A 14,273-nucleotide genomic window follows, 5' to 3' on the forward strand; every position below is an offset into this window, starting at 1 on the left:
TTACACAAAGTTTACGCTATCCCCCGGTCCGCCTGCCAGTCCGGATGCGCGCGCCGCCAGATTGACAGGGAAACATGCGGCCCACTCAGAACATATATAGAACATTTGCGAATTGCAAGCGATTTCGTCGCATCGACCGGCTATGGCGACGGCATGATTCGCCGCTTCCTCGCCGCCGCCGCGCTCGCCGCGACGCTTATCGCCACGCCTGCGCTCGCCTATTGGGAATATGGGCACGAGACGATCGCATCGATCGCCTACCGGAACGTGAAGCCCGAGACGCGGCGCGCGATCGACCGGCTGCTGGCGAAGCAGGGGCTGCTCGAGACGCCGGCCTGCCCGGCGAAGACGATCGAGCAGGCGAGCGTGTGGGCGGACTGCATCAAGCCATTGGGCGTGCGGTTCAGCTATGCCTATAACTGGCACTATCAGAATGTGAGCATCTGCAAGCCGTTCACGCTCAAGGGCAATTGCCCCGACGGCAATTGCGTGTCGGCGCAGATCGAGCGCGACGTGAAGCTGCTGCAGGACCCCAAGGTGCCGGTGCGCGAAAAGGTGATGGCGCTTGCGTTCCTCGTCCATTTCGTCGGCGACCTGCACCAGCCCCTGCATGCCGGGGACAAGGGCGACCTGGGCGGCAACCGGGCGCGATCCGATTACGGCATCTATGGACCGGAGCGATTGAACCTCCACACCATCTGGGACGGGTGGCTGGCCGAGCGGGCGATCTCGACCCCGCCGCCGCTGATCGTCGCCTATCCTGCGGGCCAGCGCGCGGCGATGGGCGCCGGAACGGTCGAGGACTGGAGCCGTGAGAATTGGGAAGTCGCCAAAGAAGCCTATGCTGCCGCCTATGGCGGCGATCCGTGCCGCACCGACATGCCGCCGCGCGGCAAGATGGACGACGCCACGGTCGAGCGGCTGGTGCCGGTGATGCGCCAGCAGATCACCCGCGGCGGCCTGCGCCTCGCCCGGATGCTCGACGAGGCGTTCGGCCCGCCGCCGCCCGAGGAGCCGAAGCGGTGATCGCTTAGCTTCGCGCATAATTTTCAAGGAAGCCGCAGCGCTGGCACCGCCAGGTGCTGATCTCGATCGGCTTGCCCTCGCCCGGCTTGACGCCCCACCAGCCCTTGCGCGGGGCACCGCGCGACCAGCTGAGCAGCGCCAGCATGCTGTGGCGTTCGGTGACCACGAAGCCTTCCGCCATCGATCCCTGGCATTTGGGGCAAGCGTTCGAGCGCATCTCAACTTTCCTCCTTGGCCGCGTCCTTGGCAGGCCGGCCACGTTTGGCGCGCACCGGGTCCGCCAGCTTGACCCCGCGCCGGGCCAGCGCCTCGCGCAGCAGGCATTCCACCTGCGCGTTGACGCTGCGCAGGTCGGTCGCCGCGCTCCGCTCGATCGCGGCATGGAGCGCGGGATCGAGACGGAGCGGGAATGCCTTTTTGGGCGGGGCGCTCACGACACGGTTACTGGTAGAGCGAGCCCGCGTTCACCACCGGCTGGGTGTCGCGCTCCGAGCAGAGCACGACCATCAGGTTGGAGACCATCGCCGCGCGTCGCTCGTCATCGAGCTCGACGACATTCTTGTCGGAAAGCTGCTCCAGCGCGGTCTCGACCATCGACACAGCGCCCTCGACCAGCTTCTGCCGCGCGGCGATCACCGCCTCGGCCTGCTGGCGGCGGAGCATCGCCTGGGCGATCTCCTGCGCATAGGCGAGGTGGGTGAGGCGGCATTCGTCGATATGCACGCCGGCCATCTCGACCCGCTCCTGCAGCTCGGTGCGCAGTTCCTCGCTGACATGCTCGGCATTGCCGCGCAGTGTCATCTCCTCATGCGTGAAGTCGTCATAGGGGTAGCGCGAGCCGATCGCGCGCACCGCGCTCTCGATCTGGATGTGGACGAACTCGCGATAGTCATCGACGTCGAACAGCGCCTGCGCGGTATCGGCGACGCGCCACACCACGTTCGATGCGATCTCGATCGGGTTGCCGCGCAGGTCGTTCACCTTGAGCCGTTCCGAGGTGATGTTGTGGATGCGGACCGATATCTTCTTCTTGATCAGCCACGGCCATGCCCAGCGCAGCCCGGTGCTGCGATCGGTGCCCTGATACTCGCCGAACAGCAGGATCGCCGCCGCCTGATTGGGCTGGAGCAGGTAGAAGCCGATCGACACGAAGGCGAGCGTGAGCCCGCCCGCGACCGTCACCAGCGGGGCCCAGAGGCCCTCGCCGATCTGCGGCGCGGAGAAGGCGATGGCGAGCAACGCGATCAGCACGACCAGCAGCATGGCATAGCCGCTGGCGGTCGATGCAGGGCGCTCGGCGCTGCTGCGGAGCGCGCGGGGGTTCGACTCGGACATGTTTGCCTCCCGTAAAAGATGATATCACTTTTATATCAGATTCCGGGATGCGCAAGCGGAATCGGCGGCGGGCAAAGTTGCGGGATGCGCGGGTCATTTTTAAGCGTCGGGCGGCTTCATCGCGCCACATGCGGCGAAGTCGCGGGAGGAGAAATGGACCCTGAAACAAGTTCAGGGTGACGGTAGGGTGGAGGATGCCAACATCCGCAATGGATCGCTTGCGGTCGTCTCTCTTCTCCGTCATCCCGGCACAAGGCCGGGATGACGGGCAGTTCGCAAGCCGTCAGCGGGGTGCGGACCTCCCCCTCCGTCATGCTTCGCATGCCACTCCCCTGGCGGGGTAGGATTTTGGAGGCCTCCGCAACGAAAAGGGGGCGCGGACCCTGCGGCCCGCGCCCCTTCGTTCGTCCCGTGCTGGCGATCAGTTGATGACGATCGTCACCGCGCGGCGGTTCTGCGCCCAGCTCTGCTCGTCCGAGCCGAGCGCGATCGGGCGTTCCTTGCCGTAGCTGATCGTGGTGATGCGCGTCGCCGAGACGCCGCGCGCCGCGAGATAGTTCTTCGCGGCATTGGCGCGGCGGTCGCCCAGCGCGAGGTTGTATTCGCGCGTGCCGCGCTCGTCGGCATGGCCCTCCAGCGTGATGCGCGTGTTCGGATACTGCGTCAGCCACTGTGCCTGGCTGTCAAGGATCGTGCGCGCCTGCGCGTCGATGTCATACTGGTCGAGCGCGAAGTGGATCGTGTCGCTCGACACATTCTGCTTGAAATGCGCCGCGGTGCCGGGCTGGACGGCGCCGCTGGTGTCGGTGCCCGTATCGGGGCCGGGCTCGACCGGGCCGGGGCCCGGCGGGAGCGTCTCGGGGCGCTTCTTCGAGCAGCCGGCGACGGCGACGGCCATCGAAGCGATGATGAGGGCGGTTCTAAGCTTTGCCATTGGTCGTATCTCCTAGGCATTTACAGATTTCGTGAGCGGAACGATCTCGATCAGGGACGTAACGGTCCCCAGGCCGGATCGGATCCATCGAGCGGGGTGGGGATGCGCCGCGCATTGCTGCCGGTGAGGTCCACCGCCCAGACATCGGCCTTGCCCGCACGGCCCTGCGCGCCGCGATAGAACATCAGCACGCGGCCGTTGGGCGACCAGCTCGGCCCCTCATCGCCCCAGGCGTCGGTCAGCAATTTCTCGCCGCCGCCCGAGGGGCTCATCACGCCGATGCGGAAGCCGCCGCCCATGCGGGTGAAGGCGATCAGGTCGCCGCGCGGGCTCCATACCGGGGTGGCGTAGCGGCCGCCGCCGAAGCTGATCCGCTGCTGGTTGGAACCGTCGGCGTTCATCACATAGAGCTGCTGCGTGCCCGAGCGGTCGCTCTCGAACACAATCTTGCTGCCATCGGGCGAGTAGCTGCCGCCGGTGTCGATGCCGGGGCCGCTGGTCAGCCGCTGCGGCGATCCGCCCGCGGTGGCGACGCGGTAGATGTCGGCATTGCCCGCGGTGGACATGGTGAACAGGATCCAGCGCCCGTCCGGCGAGAAGCGCGGCGCGAAGGCGAGGCTGACATTGGTGACGAGCAGCCGCTGCGTGCCGTTCGACAAGTCGTAGACGTACAGCGCGGGCTTGTCGCCCTGATAGCTCATATAGGCGATGCGGCGGTCGTCGGGCGACAGGCGCGGGGTCAGCACGATCGACTGGCCGTTGGTCAGGAAGCGATGATTGGCGCCGTCCTGGTCCATGATCGCGAGCCGCTTGATGCGCCTGTTCTTGGGGCCGGTCTCCGAAACATAGACGACGCGGCTGTCGAAATAGGGGCCTTCGCCCGACAGGCGAGTATAGATCGCGTCGGCGCATTTATGCGCGGCGCGGCGCCAGTCGGACGGACCGACCTCGAACCCCGACCGGGTGAGCTGGGTGCCGAGCGCGACATCGTAGAGATAGCAGCCGACAGTCAGCCGCCCGCCCGCGCCCGCCTGGACATAGCCCTGCACCAGCGCCTGCGCGCTGCCGTTGCGCCAGTAAGTGAAGTCCGGCGCGCGGACCTCGGCCACTCCCGGCGTACGGATGCCATTGGGGCCGACCGGCTTGAACAGGCCGGTGTTGCGCAGGTCCGCAGCGATCACATCGGCGATCTGGCGGCCGAGCGCTTCGGTATTGCCCGCCGGGGTCTGCACCGCCTGTGTCGTGGGCATGGCGGGGATCATGATGGTGAGATCGGCCGAGGCGGTGTCGGTCACATCGACGCTCAGGCCCTCTTCCTCCTGCGCCGGAGCAGCGCCGGGAGCGGGGATGGGCGGCGGGGTCACCTGCTGCGCGGCGACGGGCGCTGCGACCAGGAGGGCGACGAGCGAGAATACGGGCTTCATCGGCTGAGGTTCCTGTCGAAGTTGGGGCGGAGAAGTTTCCAGGCGTCGTAATATTCGGCCGGGAGGTTGAAGGGGGCGGCGAGGCGCGCGGCGTTGAGCGCGCGCTCCTTGTGCAGATCGGCCTGGGCGCGGTTACTGGCGTTGACGCCGGTCTGGTTGATCACGCGCGGCGGCGCGGCAAGCGAGCCGTCGCGATTGAGCCGGATCTCGACCGTGGTGCGCAGCAGCTCGACGTCGGCGCCGGTGGGCGAGCGCCAGTGCGGGCGGAGCTGGCGGATGACTTCGGCGGCGAGGCTCGACTTGACCGCGGGTCCGATCTGGCTGGCCTGCGGCGCCTTCGCCTTGCCCTTGCTCGGCTGGTCGGTGAGGCCGTCGACGATGCCGGTGAGACGGCCGGTGGGGCGAACCTCGCGCGTCGTCGGTCTGGCCGGTGCCTTGGGCGCGGCAGCGCTGGCTTTCTTCGGCTCGGCCTTGGGCGGTTCCGGTTTCTTGGGGGCCGGGCGCGGTTCGGCCTTGGGCGGTGTGGGGTTGGGGCGGGCCACCGGCTCGGGTTCGGGCTGCGCCGTGGGGGGCGGGGTCACAGGCTCGGGCGGGGCGGGGACTTCGGCGAGCCGTTCGGCGGGGGCTTCGCGGTTGATCACCGGCGCCTCGCTCTTGAGGCCCGCGTCGTCCGTCAGCGAGATTTCGATCGGGGTGGGCTCGAGCTTTGCGGGATTGGGCGTGGCGAGGAAGCCGACCGTCAGCAGGCCGAACAGGATCACATGGCCCAGCACCGCCAGGCCAAGTCCGGTTCCCTCGCCACGATCGAGCGCCACTGCCATCAGCCGCCGTCCACCGGGGTGGTCACCAGCGACACCTTGTTGAGGCCGACGCGGTTCAATTCGCCCATCACGCGCATGACCTTGCCATATTCGAGGCGCAGGTCGGCGCGCAGATAGACCTGCGGCTTGTCGTCGCCGCGCTGGGCCGAGATTTCCTCGAGCAGGGCGGGCAGGCCTTCCTCGGTGACCTCGCTGTTATCGAGATAGAGCTTGCCCTGCTGGTCGATCGAGATCTGGACGGGCTTGGCGTCCTGATCGAGCGCCTTGGCACGGCTTTCGGGCAGGTTCACCTGAACGCCGGCGGTGAGCAGCGGCGCGGTGACCATGAAGATGATCAGCAGCACCAGCATCACGTCGACCAGCGGCGTGACGTTGATGTCCGCCATCGGCGCGCGGCGGCCCTTGCCGCGGGCGGAGGGGAGGTTGGCGCCCATCTAAATCCTCCCCCAGCTTGTCTGGGGGAGGGGGACCGCTCGCGAAGCGAGTGGTGGAGGGGCGGCCGCGCAGACGGCCGGGAACAGCTCGGCAAAATTCCGCCCTCTACGGGGCGGCCCCTCCGTCCTCGCTTCGCGATGCCACCTCCCCCGTCGGGGGAGGAGTTTGAACGTGCTGATCACAGCCCCGCGCCCCCATTATCGAGCTGGCGGCTGAGCGTCGCGTGGAAGCCGTCGGCGAAGCGGTTGAGGTGCGCCTCGACCTTGTTGATGCCGTGGCTGAAGCGGTTGTACGCGATCACCGCGGGGATCGCCGAGAACAGGCCGATCGCCGTGGCGAACAGCGCCTCGGCGATGCCCGGCGCGACCACGGCGAGCGAGGTGTTCTGCTCGCTGGCGATCGCGGTGAAGCTGCGCATGATGCCCCAGACGGTGCCGAACAGGCCGACGAACGGCGCCACCGCGCCGACCGTGGCGAGGATGTTGAGGCGGTCGGAGAGCTTGTCGATCTCATGCGCGACGGCGGCGCCCATGGTGGTGGCGAGGCGCTCACGCGTGCCTTCCTTGTCGAGCGCGCGGCCGCCGGTCGAGCGGCGCCATTCGGTGACGCCCGCGGCAAAGACGCGCGCGACCGGATGGGCGGCGTCGCCATGCATGCGGTAGAAGACGTCGATATCGTCGCTCTTGCGATAGTCGCGCTCGAACGCGTCGGTCGACTTGCGCGCGGCGGCAATGCGGCCGCGTAAGGAGAAGATGATGCCCCAGGTCCAGATGCTGGCGAGCAGCAGCCCCACCATCACCGCCTTCACCACCCAGTCCGCCTGCAGGAACAGGCCCAGCGGCGACAGGGTCGCGGCGTCGGTATTCACAAACCAGTCCATGTGTCGCTCAATTCCCCTTCGATACAAGCGGCACGAACGCGTCCACCCATCGGGCCGGTTGCCGCTTCGGACGCCCGCTGGGCGCCACGAACGCGGCTTCGACCTCTGCCTGGACCAGCAATTCGTCGTGCCGCATGACTCGTTGCTGAATATCGACTGACGCCGCGCGCACGCGGACCAGCCGGCTGACGACGGTCAACGCGTCATCGAGCCTGGCGGGTGCAGCAAATCGCAGTTGCATCCGCGTGACGGCATAGGCGCCTTCGCCCGCCTCGTGCGCGGCGCGCTGGTCGATGCCGGCCAGGCGCAGCATGTCCGACCGCGCGCGCTCCATGAAGCGCAGATAGTTGGCGTGATAGACCACCCCCGACAGGTCCGTGTCCTCGAAATAGACACGAACCGGGAAACGATGCTCCAGACCGTCGAAGCGGCCGGCGATCACGGGGTCGTCGGCGGGCATGGGTGTCCGCACCTAGCCCAGCGATGCGGCGAGATAAAGGTAAAGCGGGATGTTACGCCTTCGACATGTCGATAACCTGCTTCCACTCGTCGGGCGTGACCTTGCCGACCGAGAGGCGGGAGAATTTGACCAATTCCATCGCCGCGAGGGCGGGCTCGGCCTTGACCTGCTTGAGCGTGACCGGCTTCTTCAGCGGCTCGACCGGCTTCACCTCGACCGAGACCCAGTGCTTGCCGTCGCCGTCGGGCTTCGCCTCGCGGCTCACCTCCATGATGCCGACGATCTCCAGCCCCTGGACGCTGTGGTAGAAGAAGGCGCGGTCGCCCTTCTTCATCGCGCGCAGATTGCCCGCGGCGGTATAGTTGCGCACGCCGTCCCACTCGGTCTTGCCGTCGCGGACCAGATCGTCCCAGCTGAAGGTTTCGGGCTCGGACTTCATCAGCCAGAGGTTCATGGGGAAGTTCCTTGTCTGTGCCGGCTTCGCCGACGCGGCACCGGCCCGCTCCCCACCCGGCCACCCAGCGCAAGTGTATTCTATGGGTGGCCGGGTGGGGGAGCGGACCGGTGCCGCCCTTCCAAAACGAAAAGTGTCTAAACCGCAAGTGAACATGCGATTCCGCGGGAGTTCAGGACGACTCGGCCACTCTGCATCCAAGACGCCCGCCTATGCGTTTCCGGCGTCGAGAGGTGCAGATTTGCACGAGGAGGAAGTCATGCAGACCATCACCAAGGCGGTGCTCGGATTGACGCTCGGCGCCACCGCGCTCACCGCCGCAGCTCCGGCGGAGGCGCAGCGCTGGCGCCATCGCGACCGCGACCATACCGGGACGGCGATCGTCGCCGGCATCGCGGGCATCGCGATCGGCGCGGCCATCGCAGGGTCGAACCGCGATCGCTATTATGATCGCTACGACCGCCGCTATTACGACTATGACCGCTATTATTACGACTATGACCGGCCGTATTACCGCGACCGCGGCTACTATCCGCGCGACGGTTACTACTACCGCCATTATGAGCGCCGTGGCTGGCGCGGCTGCTCGATCCGGCGCGTGTACGACCCCTATCTGGGGCGCCGGGTCCGGGTTCGTTACTGCTGACCCCAAGCACAGCGGTGACAAGGGCGGCGCGGGTTCATTCCCGCGCCGCTTTTGTTTGCGCGAAGCTTGGGCTAAACGCGCGCGCCATGAGCGACACCCCTCCCGATCGGCTCTCGGTCAACCCGAAGAGCCCGCATTTCAACGCCGAGCTGCTTCAGCGCGGCATCGGCATCCGCTTCAAGGGCAATCAGCGCCGCGACGTCGAGGAATATTGCATTTCCGAAGGCTGGATTCGCGTGCAGCTGGGCAAGAAGACCGACCGCAAGGGCGATCCGCTGACGATCAAGCTCAACGGCCCGGTCGAGGCGTGGTTCGAGACTGCGCCCGAAGGTGAAGGCGAGGCTTCGGAAGAGGCCTGATTCCGTCACCCCAGCGAAAGCTGGGGTCTCCATCCTCTTGGCGTGCCGCGTGTGACGCGAGACCCCAGCTTTCGCTGGGGTGACGGCAATGGGCTTATGCCCTCAACACCGCCCGCGCGGCATCCTCAAGCCCCTGCATCGCTGCGCGATAGGGGAAGGGGCCGTGGCTGATCCGGGCGACGCCCGCCGCGGCGACGGCTGCGGCATCCGGCGCGCCGGGAAAGGCCATGAAGTTCACCGGCAGCGGCGATTCCCAGCAGACTCGGGCGAGCAGATCAGGATCGGCGAGCCCGGGGACGAAGAAGCCGCTCGCCCCGGCCTTGGCATAGGCATGGGCGCGCTCGATCGCGGCATCGACCTTGGCCTCGTCATGCGTGTCGGCCCTGGCCTGCAGGAAGATGTCGGTGCGCGCGTTGATGAAGAAGGCGGGGCCGGTCGCGGCACGGATCGCGGCGATTCGCTCGGCCTGGAAGGCGCAGGGATGGAGTCCCTCGCCGCCGACCACCTGATCCTCGAAATTGCAGCCGACCGCGCCGGTCGCCGCGAGCCGCGCAACATTGGCTCCCACCGCGTCCGGATCGACCGCATAGCCGCCCTCGAAGTCGATAGTCACCGGCACCTCGACCGCCGCGACGATGCGCGCGGCATTGTCGAGCACCAAATCGAGCGGGACAGCCTCGCCATCGGCAAAGCCGTTCGCCATCGCGACCGAGGCGCTGCCGGTGGCGATCGCCTTCGCTCCGGCAGCGGCGACGGCCTTTGCCGAGCCCGGGTCCCAGATGTTGAATAGCACCAGCGGCGCGCGCGGTGCGTGCAGCGCAGCGAAGCGATCGAACTTGTCGGTCATGGGATCCTCCTGTTTCCAGTGCTTCTACTGCTGGAACGAAGGGGGAACAACCCGAAAGATGCGGTGAAGTCGTGGGACCTACCCAATCCTCCCCCTCCGTCGCGCTATGCGCGCCACCTCCCCCTGGCGGGGGAGAATCGGAGAAGCCGGATCCTCAGTGGACGAAGCGTGCCACCACGTCGCGATAGGAGCGGCTGACCTTCACCTGCGATCCCGAATCGAGGATCAGGAAGCATTCGCCGTTGGTGTGCGGCTTGACCTGCTTGACCTGATCGAGATTGACGATGGTCGAGCGGTGGACGCGCTGGAAGCGGCGCGGATCGAGGCGCTTCTCCAGATCCTTCATCGTCTCGCGCAGCACCAGCGTGTTGTCCGCAGTCTTGATGCACATGTAATCGCCCGCGGCCTCGACCACCTCGATCGTGTCGACGTCGACCCGGAAGATCTGGCCGCGATCCTTGATGTTGATCAGCTTCTCGTAGCGGTTGGAGGAGACCTCGGGATTGTCGCCGGCGAATTCCTCGACGGCATCCGGTGCGACCTCGGCCAGCACCTCCTTGAGCTTCTCGACCTCCTCGACGCCGCGCTTCTCGGTCAGGCGCTGGCGGACGCGCTCGAGCGTGTCGGCGAGGCGGGCCTCGTCCACGGGCTTCATCAGATAGTCCATCGCATTCGCCTCGAACGCGCGGATCGCATGGTCCGAATAGGCGGTGACGAACACGAACAGCGGCGGCTCGACCTCCATCAGCCCCTGCACGACCGAGAAGCCGTCGAAGCCGGGCATCTGGATGTCGAGGAAGACGAGGTCGGGCTTGTGGGTCTTGATCGCGCGGATCGCCTCGCGGCCGTTCTGGCATTTGTCGATGATCTCGACATCTTCGTGCGCCTGGAGCCGCAGCTCGAGGCCCTGGATCGCCAGGGGTTCGTCATCGACCAGGATGGTGCGGATCGTCATGATTCCTCTTACTTTCAACCGGTGCTGCGCCGATGCCCCCGGCGCTGCCTACAATCCCCTGCCTTTTGACACTCAAACGAGTTCGTTACGGCGCGGTTCCGGTCAGGCAGCCTCCTTGGCTTGCTCCTCGACCTGGAACGGAATTTCGATCTCCACGCGAAAGCCCCGTCCAGGGTCCGACCGCGTGTCGAAACGATGATCCGGCCCGAAAGCCTGCGCCAGACGTTCCCTTATATTGGTAAGCCCGACCCCGGTTGAAAGGCTTGGCCGGTTCTTGCCCTCGATCAATCCCGGGCCGGTGTCCGATACGGTGATCTGCACCCGTTCGCCGGTGAGCCGAGCCGCGACCGCGATTTCGGCGCCCTCTTCCTGCGGAGTGACGGCATATTTGATCGCGTTCTCGACCAGCGGCTGCAGCAGCAGCGAGGGCAGGCGCGCCTTCACTGCGCGCGGATCGATGTCGAACACGGCCTTCAGCCGCTCGTCGAAGCGCATCTTCTCGATCTCGAGATAGAGCTTTAGCGTCTCCACCTCCTGCGCCAGCGTGACGTGCGCGGTCGGCTCGTTGGCGAGCGTGTAGCGCAGGAAGTTGGAGAGCCGCGCGAGCATCGCATTGGCGCGGTCGGTCTGCTTGAGCAGGACGAGCGTCGAGATCGAGTTCAGCGTGTTGAACAGGAAATGCGGATTGAGCTGGTAGCGCAGCATCGCCAGCTGGGCCGAGCTCGCCTGATTCTCGAGCATCTCCATCCGGTCGATCTGGTCCTCGACGATCAGGTAGAAGTTGATGCCGAAATAGAGCGCCGACCAGCCGGCCAGCACGGTGAAGTTGAGGAACAGGCTGCCCAGCACCAGCGGGATCTCGATCCCCGCATCGCCGCGCATCACCGAGACGGTGAAGGCGGTGAGCACGGCATAGACGAGCGTCGCCCCGGCGAGCGTCGCGATCGTCGCGAGGATGCCGGTGATCCGGGGCAGGCGGCGATAATAGCCGTAGAGCGCGGAGAGCAGCAGCGTCAGGCAATAGCCGACGATCGATTCGATCGTGACGCGGATCAGATCCTCGAAGCTGAAGGTGCGGTTGGAGAAGTTCGAGACCGCACGCAGCATGAGATAGCCGCCCCAGCCCGCCCCCTGGAGCAGCCAGAAGGCGCGGCTCTTCTGTTCGAAGAAGGGACGGGAAAGGACGGCCGGGTTCTGCATGCGATTTCGATTTCTCTAATCGGTAATCCTGCGCGCGCAAAGCGGGACACCTTGCGCTATCCCGGCGTTACGCAATCGAATCGAACGTGCTGCAACGAGGAGATGTTCCCATGACCACCCGCACCGCCACCGCCCGCTATTCCGGCTTCGGCAAGGAAGGGAAGGGCGCGATCACCACCCAGTCGGGGGTGCTGGCCGATCAATATTACGGCTTCAATACGCGCTTCGAGGACGAGCCGGGCACGAATCCGGAGGAGCTGATCGCGGCGGCGCATGCCGGCTGCTTCACCATGGCGCTGAGCTTCGGCCTTGCCCGCGCGGGCTATTCGGAGGGGACGCTGGAGACCAAGGCCGCGATCAAGCTGGAGCAGAAGGACGGCGGCTTCGCGATCACGCGATCGGACCTCACCCTCACCGCCTCGATCCCGGGCATCGATCCGGCCGAGTTCGAGAAGCTGGCGCAGGAGGCCAAGGCCAACTGCCCGGTCTCGAAGCTGCTCAATGCCGAGATCACGCTGACTCATACGCTGAGCTGAAGCGGAACGGCGCGGGTGTCTCGCCCGTTGTCGGGGAAATCCCCTGACGTTGAGGCGAGGCACCCATGGCCAAGAAGAAGCAGAAGAAGTCCAAGGCGAACGGCTCGGACGGGCCGGGCATCGCCACCATCTCGCTCGGCGCGGCGGCGATCGCGGCGGGCGCCGCGGTGATCGGCTATGCCGCGATACGGCTGCGCGGGCCGGGCAATGCCGAGCACGAAGCGCCTGATCTCGCGCTTGATCGCGAGCGACCGGGGCCGGGTGACCGCGCGCCCGAGGCGTTCCGGCCCGATCCGACGGCGCCGGTCCCCGCGAGCGAGCGCGAAGGGCTGCGGCCCGCGACCGGCCCGGCGCCGACTCTGGTCGAGGCGCGGACCGAGCCGGCCTACGAGACCTGAGGCTCAGCGCTCGTTGAGATAATAGCGGTCGGTCGGCGTCAGATCGTCGGCCAGCTCATAGACGATCGGCTGGCCGGTCGGAATCTCGAGCCCGGTGATGTCGGCGTCGGAAATGCCCGACAGATGCTTGACCAGCGCGCGCAGCGAATTGCCGTGCGCTGCGATCAGAACGCGCTTCCCCGCCTTGAGCTCGGGCGCGATGCGCTCCTCCCAATAGGGCAGGACGCGGGCGATCGTGTCCCTGAGGCTCTCGGTCTGCGGGATCGGGATGCCCTTGTAGCGCACGTCCTGCGCGAGGTCCCAGGGCGAGCCTTCCTCGGGCAGCGGGGGCGGGATGTCGAAGCTGCGGCGCCACAGCTTGACCTGGTCGTCGCCATGCTTCGCTGCGGTCTCGGCCTTGTCGAGCCCGGTGAGGCCGCCATAGTGGCGCTCATTCAATTTCCAGCTCTTCTCGGTCGGCAGCCACAGCCGGCCCATCGCCTCGAGCGCCAGGTTCAGCGTCTTGATCGCGCGGCTCTGGAAGCTGGTGAAGGTCAGGTCGAAGTCGAGGCCCTTCTCCTTCATCAGCTCACCTGCGGCCCAGGCCTCCCGGATGCCCTGCTCGGTCAGATCGACGTCCCACCAGCCGGTAAAGCGGTTCTCCAGGTTCCAGGCGGACTGGCCGTGGCGGATCAGGACGAGCGTGGGCATTCAGTGCTTCCTTCTTGCTGGGTCACGCCCCCTTACCGTTCGGGCTGAGCTTGTCGAAGCCCTGTTCTTCTTCATAGGTGCGAAGAAGGCCCTTCGACAGGCTCAGGGCGAACGGAGGTTGATATGATCGAGCGGCAGACCATCGTGTATGACGGGCCGGGCGGCCCGTTCGAGGGCGTCGCGGCATTCGATCCGGCATGGGGCGAGGCGCGGCCCGGCGTGATGATCGTCCCCAATGTACTGGGCGAGAAGGAGCAGGACCGCGTGGTCGCCGAGCGGCTGGCGGCTTTGGGCTATGTCGGGTTCGTTGCCGACACCTATGGCCAGGGGAAGCGAACGACACGCGAATCGCCCGATCCGGCGCTGTACATGAACCAGCTCAACGCCGACCGCGCGCTGCTGCGCGACCGGCTGCATGCCGGCGTCGCGGCGATGAAGGCGCTGCCGCAGGTCGATGCCGCGCAGACCGCGGCGATCGGCTATTGCTTCGGGGGCAAGTCGGTGATCGACCTCGCGCGCTCCGGCGGCGTGCTGGGCGTGGTGGCGTTTCACGGCATCTTCGATCCCCCGGGTTATGATTATTCCAAGCCGATCGCTGCCAAGCTGCTGATCTGCCACGGCTGGGACGATCCGCTGGCCCCGCCTGCTGCGGTGACCGCGCTGGCTGCGGAGCTGACGGAAGCGGGCGCCGACTGGCAGCTGCACGGCTATGGCCATGCCGGGCACGCCTTCACCGATGCGAGCGTGAAGCCGGGCATGCGGCCGGGGTTCGGTTATGACGCGAACGCCGACCGACGCAGCTGGCAGGCGATGCGGGATTTTCTGGGCGAGTTGTTTGCTTGACTCGAATCCTCCCCCGCCAGGGGGAGGTGG

Annotated in this window: 20 protein-coding genes; 6 read left to right on the forward strand and 14 right to left on the reverse strand. The window is 66.7% G+C overall.

The genetic code is table 11. The features are described 5' to 3' along the window. Positions 1–153: 153 nt before the first annotated feature. On the forward strand, positions 154–1,026 hold the full coding sequence (locus VGD28_RS04880; RefSeq protein WP_331027223.1) for a S1/P1 nuclease: 873 nt from the start codon (positions 154–156) through the stop codon (positions 1,024–1,026). A gap of 4 nt (positions 1,027–1,030) precedes the next feature. On the opposite strand, the gene VGD28_RS04885 is transcribed toward VGD28_RS04880, so the two are convergent. From VGD28_RS04885 to VGD28_RS04930, 10 genes are all read right to left on the reverse strand, one after another. Continuing rightward, positions 1,031–1,243, reverse strand: a complete 213-nt coding sequence (locus VGD28_RS04885) for a hypothetical protein (protein WP_331027201.1) — start codon at positions 1,241–1,243, stop codon at positions 1,031–1,033. Position 1,244: 1 nt separating this feature from the next. Continuing rightward, complete coding sequence (locus VGD28_RS04890; RefSeq protein WP_331027202.1) at positions 1,245–1,460, reverse strand: toxin-antitoxin system HicB family antitoxin; 216 nt, start codon at positions 1,458–1,460, stop codon at positions 1,245–1,247. A gap of 7 nt (positions 1,461–1,467) precedes the next feature. After that, positions 1,468–2,361, reverse strand: coding sequence for an SPFH domain-containing protein (locus VGD28_RS04895; RefSeq protein WP_331027203.1), 894 nt, complete (start codon positions 2,359–2,361; stop codon positions 1,468–1,470). Positions 2,362–2,782: 421 nt separating this feature from the next. Continuing rightward, on the reverse strand, positions 2,783–3,295 hold the full coding sequence (gene pal / locus VGD28_RS04900; RefSeq protein ID WP_331027204.1) for a peptidoglycan-associated lipoprotein Pal: 513 nt from the start codon (positions 3,293–3,295) through the stop codon (positions 2,783–2,785). A 50-nt stretch (positions 3,296–3,345) separates the two neighbouring features. Then, positions 3,346–4,719: a Tol-Pal system beta propeller repeat protein TolB gene (tolB, locus tag VGD28_RS04905; RefSeq protein WP_331027205.1), complete on the reverse strand. Its 1,374-nt coding sequence runs from the start codon at positions 4,717–4,719 to the stop codon at positions 3,346–3,348. Then, a complete protein-coding gene (locus VGD28_RS04910; RefSeq protein ID WP_331027206.1) occupies positions 4,716–5,540 on the reverse strand; it encodes a cell envelope biogenesis protein TolA in 825 nt (274 codons plus the stop codon). Before VGD28_RS04910 ends, tolB begins: the two co-directional genes overlap by 4 nt. Beyond that, the gene (tolR, locus tag VGD28_RS04915; protein WP_331027207.1) at positions 5,540–5,974 is read right to left on the reverse strand and encodes a protein TolR; all 435 of its coding nucleotides are present in this window, start codon (positions 5,972–5,974) and stop codon (positions 5,540–5,542) included. The genes VGD28_RS04910 and tolR overlap by 1 nt, the downstream gene beginning before the upstream one ends. 179 nt (positions 5,975–6,153) lie before the next feature. Beyond that, entirely contained in the window at positions 6,154–6,855 is a 702-nt protein-coding gene (gene tolQ, locus VGD28_RS04920; protein WP_331027208.1) for a protein TolQ, read from the reverse strand. 7 nt (positions 6,856–6,862) lie between these two features. Then, positions 6,863–7,315 (reverse strand): tol-pal system-associated acyl-CoA thioesterase, encoded by a 453-nt coding sequence (gene ybgC, locus VGD28_RS04925; RefSeq protein ID WP_331027209.1) that lies wholly within the window; start codon positions 7,313–7,315, stop codon positions 6,863–6,865. A 52-nt stretch (positions 7,316–7,367) separates the two neighbouring features. Then, positions 7,368–7,769: an EVE domain-containing protein gene (locus tag VGD28_RS04930; RefSeq protein ID WP_331027210.1), complete on the reverse strand. Its 402-nt coding sequence runs from the start codon at positions 7,767–7,769 to the stop codon at positions 7,368–7,370. Between the two features lie 259 nt (positions 7,770–8,028). Between VGD28_RS04930 and VGD28_RS04935 the strand changes: the two genes are divergently transcribed. Then, positions 8,029–8,415 carry a hypothetical protein gene (locus VGD28_RS04935; protein WP_331027211.1) on the forward strand — a complete coding sequence of 129 codons (387 nt, stop codon included), beginning with the start codon at positions 8,029–8,031 and terminating at the stop codon, positions 8,413–8,415. A gap of 86 nt (positions 8,416–8,501) precedes the next feature. Next, entirely contained in the window at positions 8,502–8,774 is a 273-nt protein-coding gene (locus VGD28_RS04940) for a DUF3297 family protein (protein ID WP_331027212.1), read from the forward strand. 94 nt (positions 8,775–8,868) lie between these two features. Here the strand turns inward: VGD28_RS04940 and VGD28_RS04945 are convergent, their stop codons facing one another. From VGD28_RS04945 to VGD28_RS04955, 3 genes are all read right to left on the reverse strand, one after another. Beyond that, a complete protein-coding gene (locus tag VGD28_RS04945) occupies positions 8,869–9,621 on the reverse strand; it encodes an isocitrate lyase/phosphoenolpyruvate mutase family protein (RefSeq protein WP_331027213.1) in 753 nt (250 codons plus the stop codon). Between the two features lie 154 nt (positions 9,622–9,775). After that, positions 9,776–10,576 carry a LytTR family DNA-binding domain-containing protein gene (locus VGD28_RS04950; RefSeq protein WP_331027214.1) on the reverse strand — a complete coding sequence of 267 codons (801 nt, stop codon included), beginning with the start codon at positions 10,574–10,576 and terminating at the stop codon, positions 9,776–9,778. A 102-nt stretch (positions 10,577–10,678) separates the two neighbouring features. Further along, positions 10,679–11,776 (reverse strand): sensor histidine kinase, encoded by a 1,098-nt coding sequence (locus VGD28_RS04955; RefSeq protein WP_331027215.1) that lies wholly within the window; start codon positions 11,774–11,776, stop codon positions 10,679–10,681. A 110-nt stretch (positions 11,777–11,886) separates the two neighbouring features. Between VGD28_RS04955 and VGD28_RS04960 the strand changes: the two genes are divergently transcribed. Both VGD28_RS04960 and VGD28_RS04965 read left to right on the forward strand, forming a co-directional pair. Continuing rightward, on the forward strand, positions 11,887–12,312 hold the full coding sequence (locus VGD28_RS04960) for an OsmC family protein (RefSeq protein WP_331027216.1): 426 nt from the start codon (positions 11,887–11,889) through the stop codon (positions 12,310–12,312). Positions 12,313–12,377: 65 nt separating this feature from the next. Beyond that, complete coding sequence (locus VGD28_RS04965) at positions 12,378–12,710, forward strand: hypothetical protein (protein WP_331027217.1); 333 nt, start codon at positions 12,378–12,380, stop codon at positions 12,708–12,710. A gap of 3 nt (positions 12,711–12,713) precedes the next feature. Here the strand turns inward: VGD28_RS04965 and gpmA are convergent, their stop codons facing one another. Then, entirely contained in the window at positions 12,714–13,400 is a 687-nt protein-coding gene (gpmA, locus tag VGD28_RS04970) for a 2,3-diphosphoglycerate-dependent phosphoglycerate mutase (protein WP_331027218.1), read from the reverse strand. A 123-nt stretch (positions 13,401–13,523) separates the two neighbouring features. On the opposite strand from gpmA, the gene VGD28_RS04975 reads away from it, so the two are divergent. Then, a complete protein-coding gene (locus tag VGD28_RS04975; RefSeq protein WP_331027219.1) occupies positions 13,524–14,243 on the forward strand; it encodes a dienelactone hydrolase family protein in 720 nt (239 codons plus the stop codon). Positions 14,244–14,273 lie beyond the last annotated feature (30 nt).

Origin of the sequence: Sphingomonas sp. (assembly GCF_036402235.1) — a bacterium.
In the GTDB taxonomy this organism is placed as follows: Bacteria; Pseudomonadota; Alphaproteobacteria; order Sphingomonadales; family Sphingomonadaceae; genus Sphingomonas.

What these genes read in the sequence shown, in the direction of transcription:
- VGD28_RS04885 (WP_331027201.1), bottom strand. Translation starts at nt 1,243, where the DNA reads ATGCGCTCGAACGCTTGCCCCAAATGCCAGGGATCGATGGCGGAAGGC.
- VGD28_RS04910 (WP_331027206.1), bottom strand. Translation starts at nt 5,540, where the DNA reads ATGGCAGTGGCGCTCGATCGTGGCGAGGGAACCGGACTTGGCCTGGCG.
- VGD28_RS04975 (WP_331027219.1), top strand. Translation starts at nt 13,524, where the DNA reads ATGATCGAGCGGCAGACCATCGTGTATGACGGGCCGGGCGGCCCGTTC.
- VGD28_RS04895 (WP_331027203.1), bottom strand. Translation starts at nt 2,361, where the DNA reads ATGTCCGAGTCGAACCCCCGCGCGCTCCGCAGCAGCGCCGAGCGCCCT.
- gpmA (WP_331027218.1), bottom strand. Translation starts at nt 13,400, where the DNA reads ATGCCCACGCTCGTCCTGATCCGCCACGGCCAGTCCGCCTGGAACCTG.
- VGD28_RS04935 (WP_331027211.1), top strand. Translation starts at nt 8,029, where the DNA reads ATGCAGACCATCACCAAGGCGGTGCTCGGATTGACGCTCGGCGCCACC.
- VGD28_RS04955 (WP_331027215.1), bottom strand. Translation starts at nt 11,776, where the DNA reads ATGCAGAACCCGGCCGTCCTTTCCCGTCCCTTCTTCGAACAGAAGAGC.
- VGD28_RS04960 (WP_331027216.1), top strand. Translation starts at nt 11,887, where the DNA reads ATGACCACCCGCACCGCCACCGCCCGCTATTCCGGCTTCGGCAAGGAA.
- tolB (WP_331027205.1), bottom strand. Translation starts at nt 4,719, where the DNA reads ATGAAGCCCGTATTCTCGCTCGTCGCCCTCCTGGTCGCAGCGCCCGTC.
- VGD28_RS04965 (WP_331027217.1), top strand. Translation starts at nt 12,378, where the DNA reads ATGGCCAAGAAGAAGCAGAAGAAGTCCAAGGCGAACGGCTCGGACGGG.
- ybgC (WP_331027209.1), bottom strand. Translation starts at nt 7,315, where the DNA reads ATGCCCGCCGACGACCCCGTGATCGCCGGCCGCTTCGACGGTCTGGAG.
- pal (WP_331027204.1), bottom strand. Translation starts at nt 3,295, where the DNA reads ATGGCAAAGCTTAGAACCGCCCTCATCATCGCTTCGATGGCCGTCGCC.
- VGD28_RS04880 (WP_331027223.1), top strand. Translation starts at nt 154, where the DNA reads ATGATTCGCCGCTTCCTCGCCGCCGCCGCGCTCGCCGCGACGCTTATC.
- VGD28_RS04940 (WP_331027212.1), top strand. Translation starts at nt 8,502, where the DNA reads ATGAGCGACACCCCTCCCGATCGGCTCTCGGTCAACCCGAAGAGCCCG.
- tolR (WP_331027207.1), bottom strand. Translation starts at nt 5,974, where the DNA reads ATGGGCGCCAACCTCCCCTCCGCCCGCGGCAAGGGCCGCCGCGCGCCG.
- VGD28_RS04945 (WP_331027213.1), bottom strand. Translation starts at nt 9,621, where the DNA reads ATGACCGACAAGTTCGATCGCTTCGCTGCGCTGCACGCACCGCGCGCG.
- VGD28_RS04950 (WP_331027214.1), bottom strand. Translation starts at nt 10,576, where the DNA reads ATGACGATCCGCACCATCCTGGTCGATGACGAACCCCTGGCGATCCAG.
- tolQ (WP_331027208.1), bottom strand. Translation starts at nt 6,855, where the DNA reads ATGGACTGGTTTGTGAATACCGACGCCGCGACCCTGTCGCCGCTGGGC.
- VGD28_RS04930 (WP_331027210.1), bottom strand. Translation starts at nt 7,769, where the DNA reads ATGAACCTCTGGCTGATGAAGTCCGAGCCCGAAACCTTCAGCTGGGAC.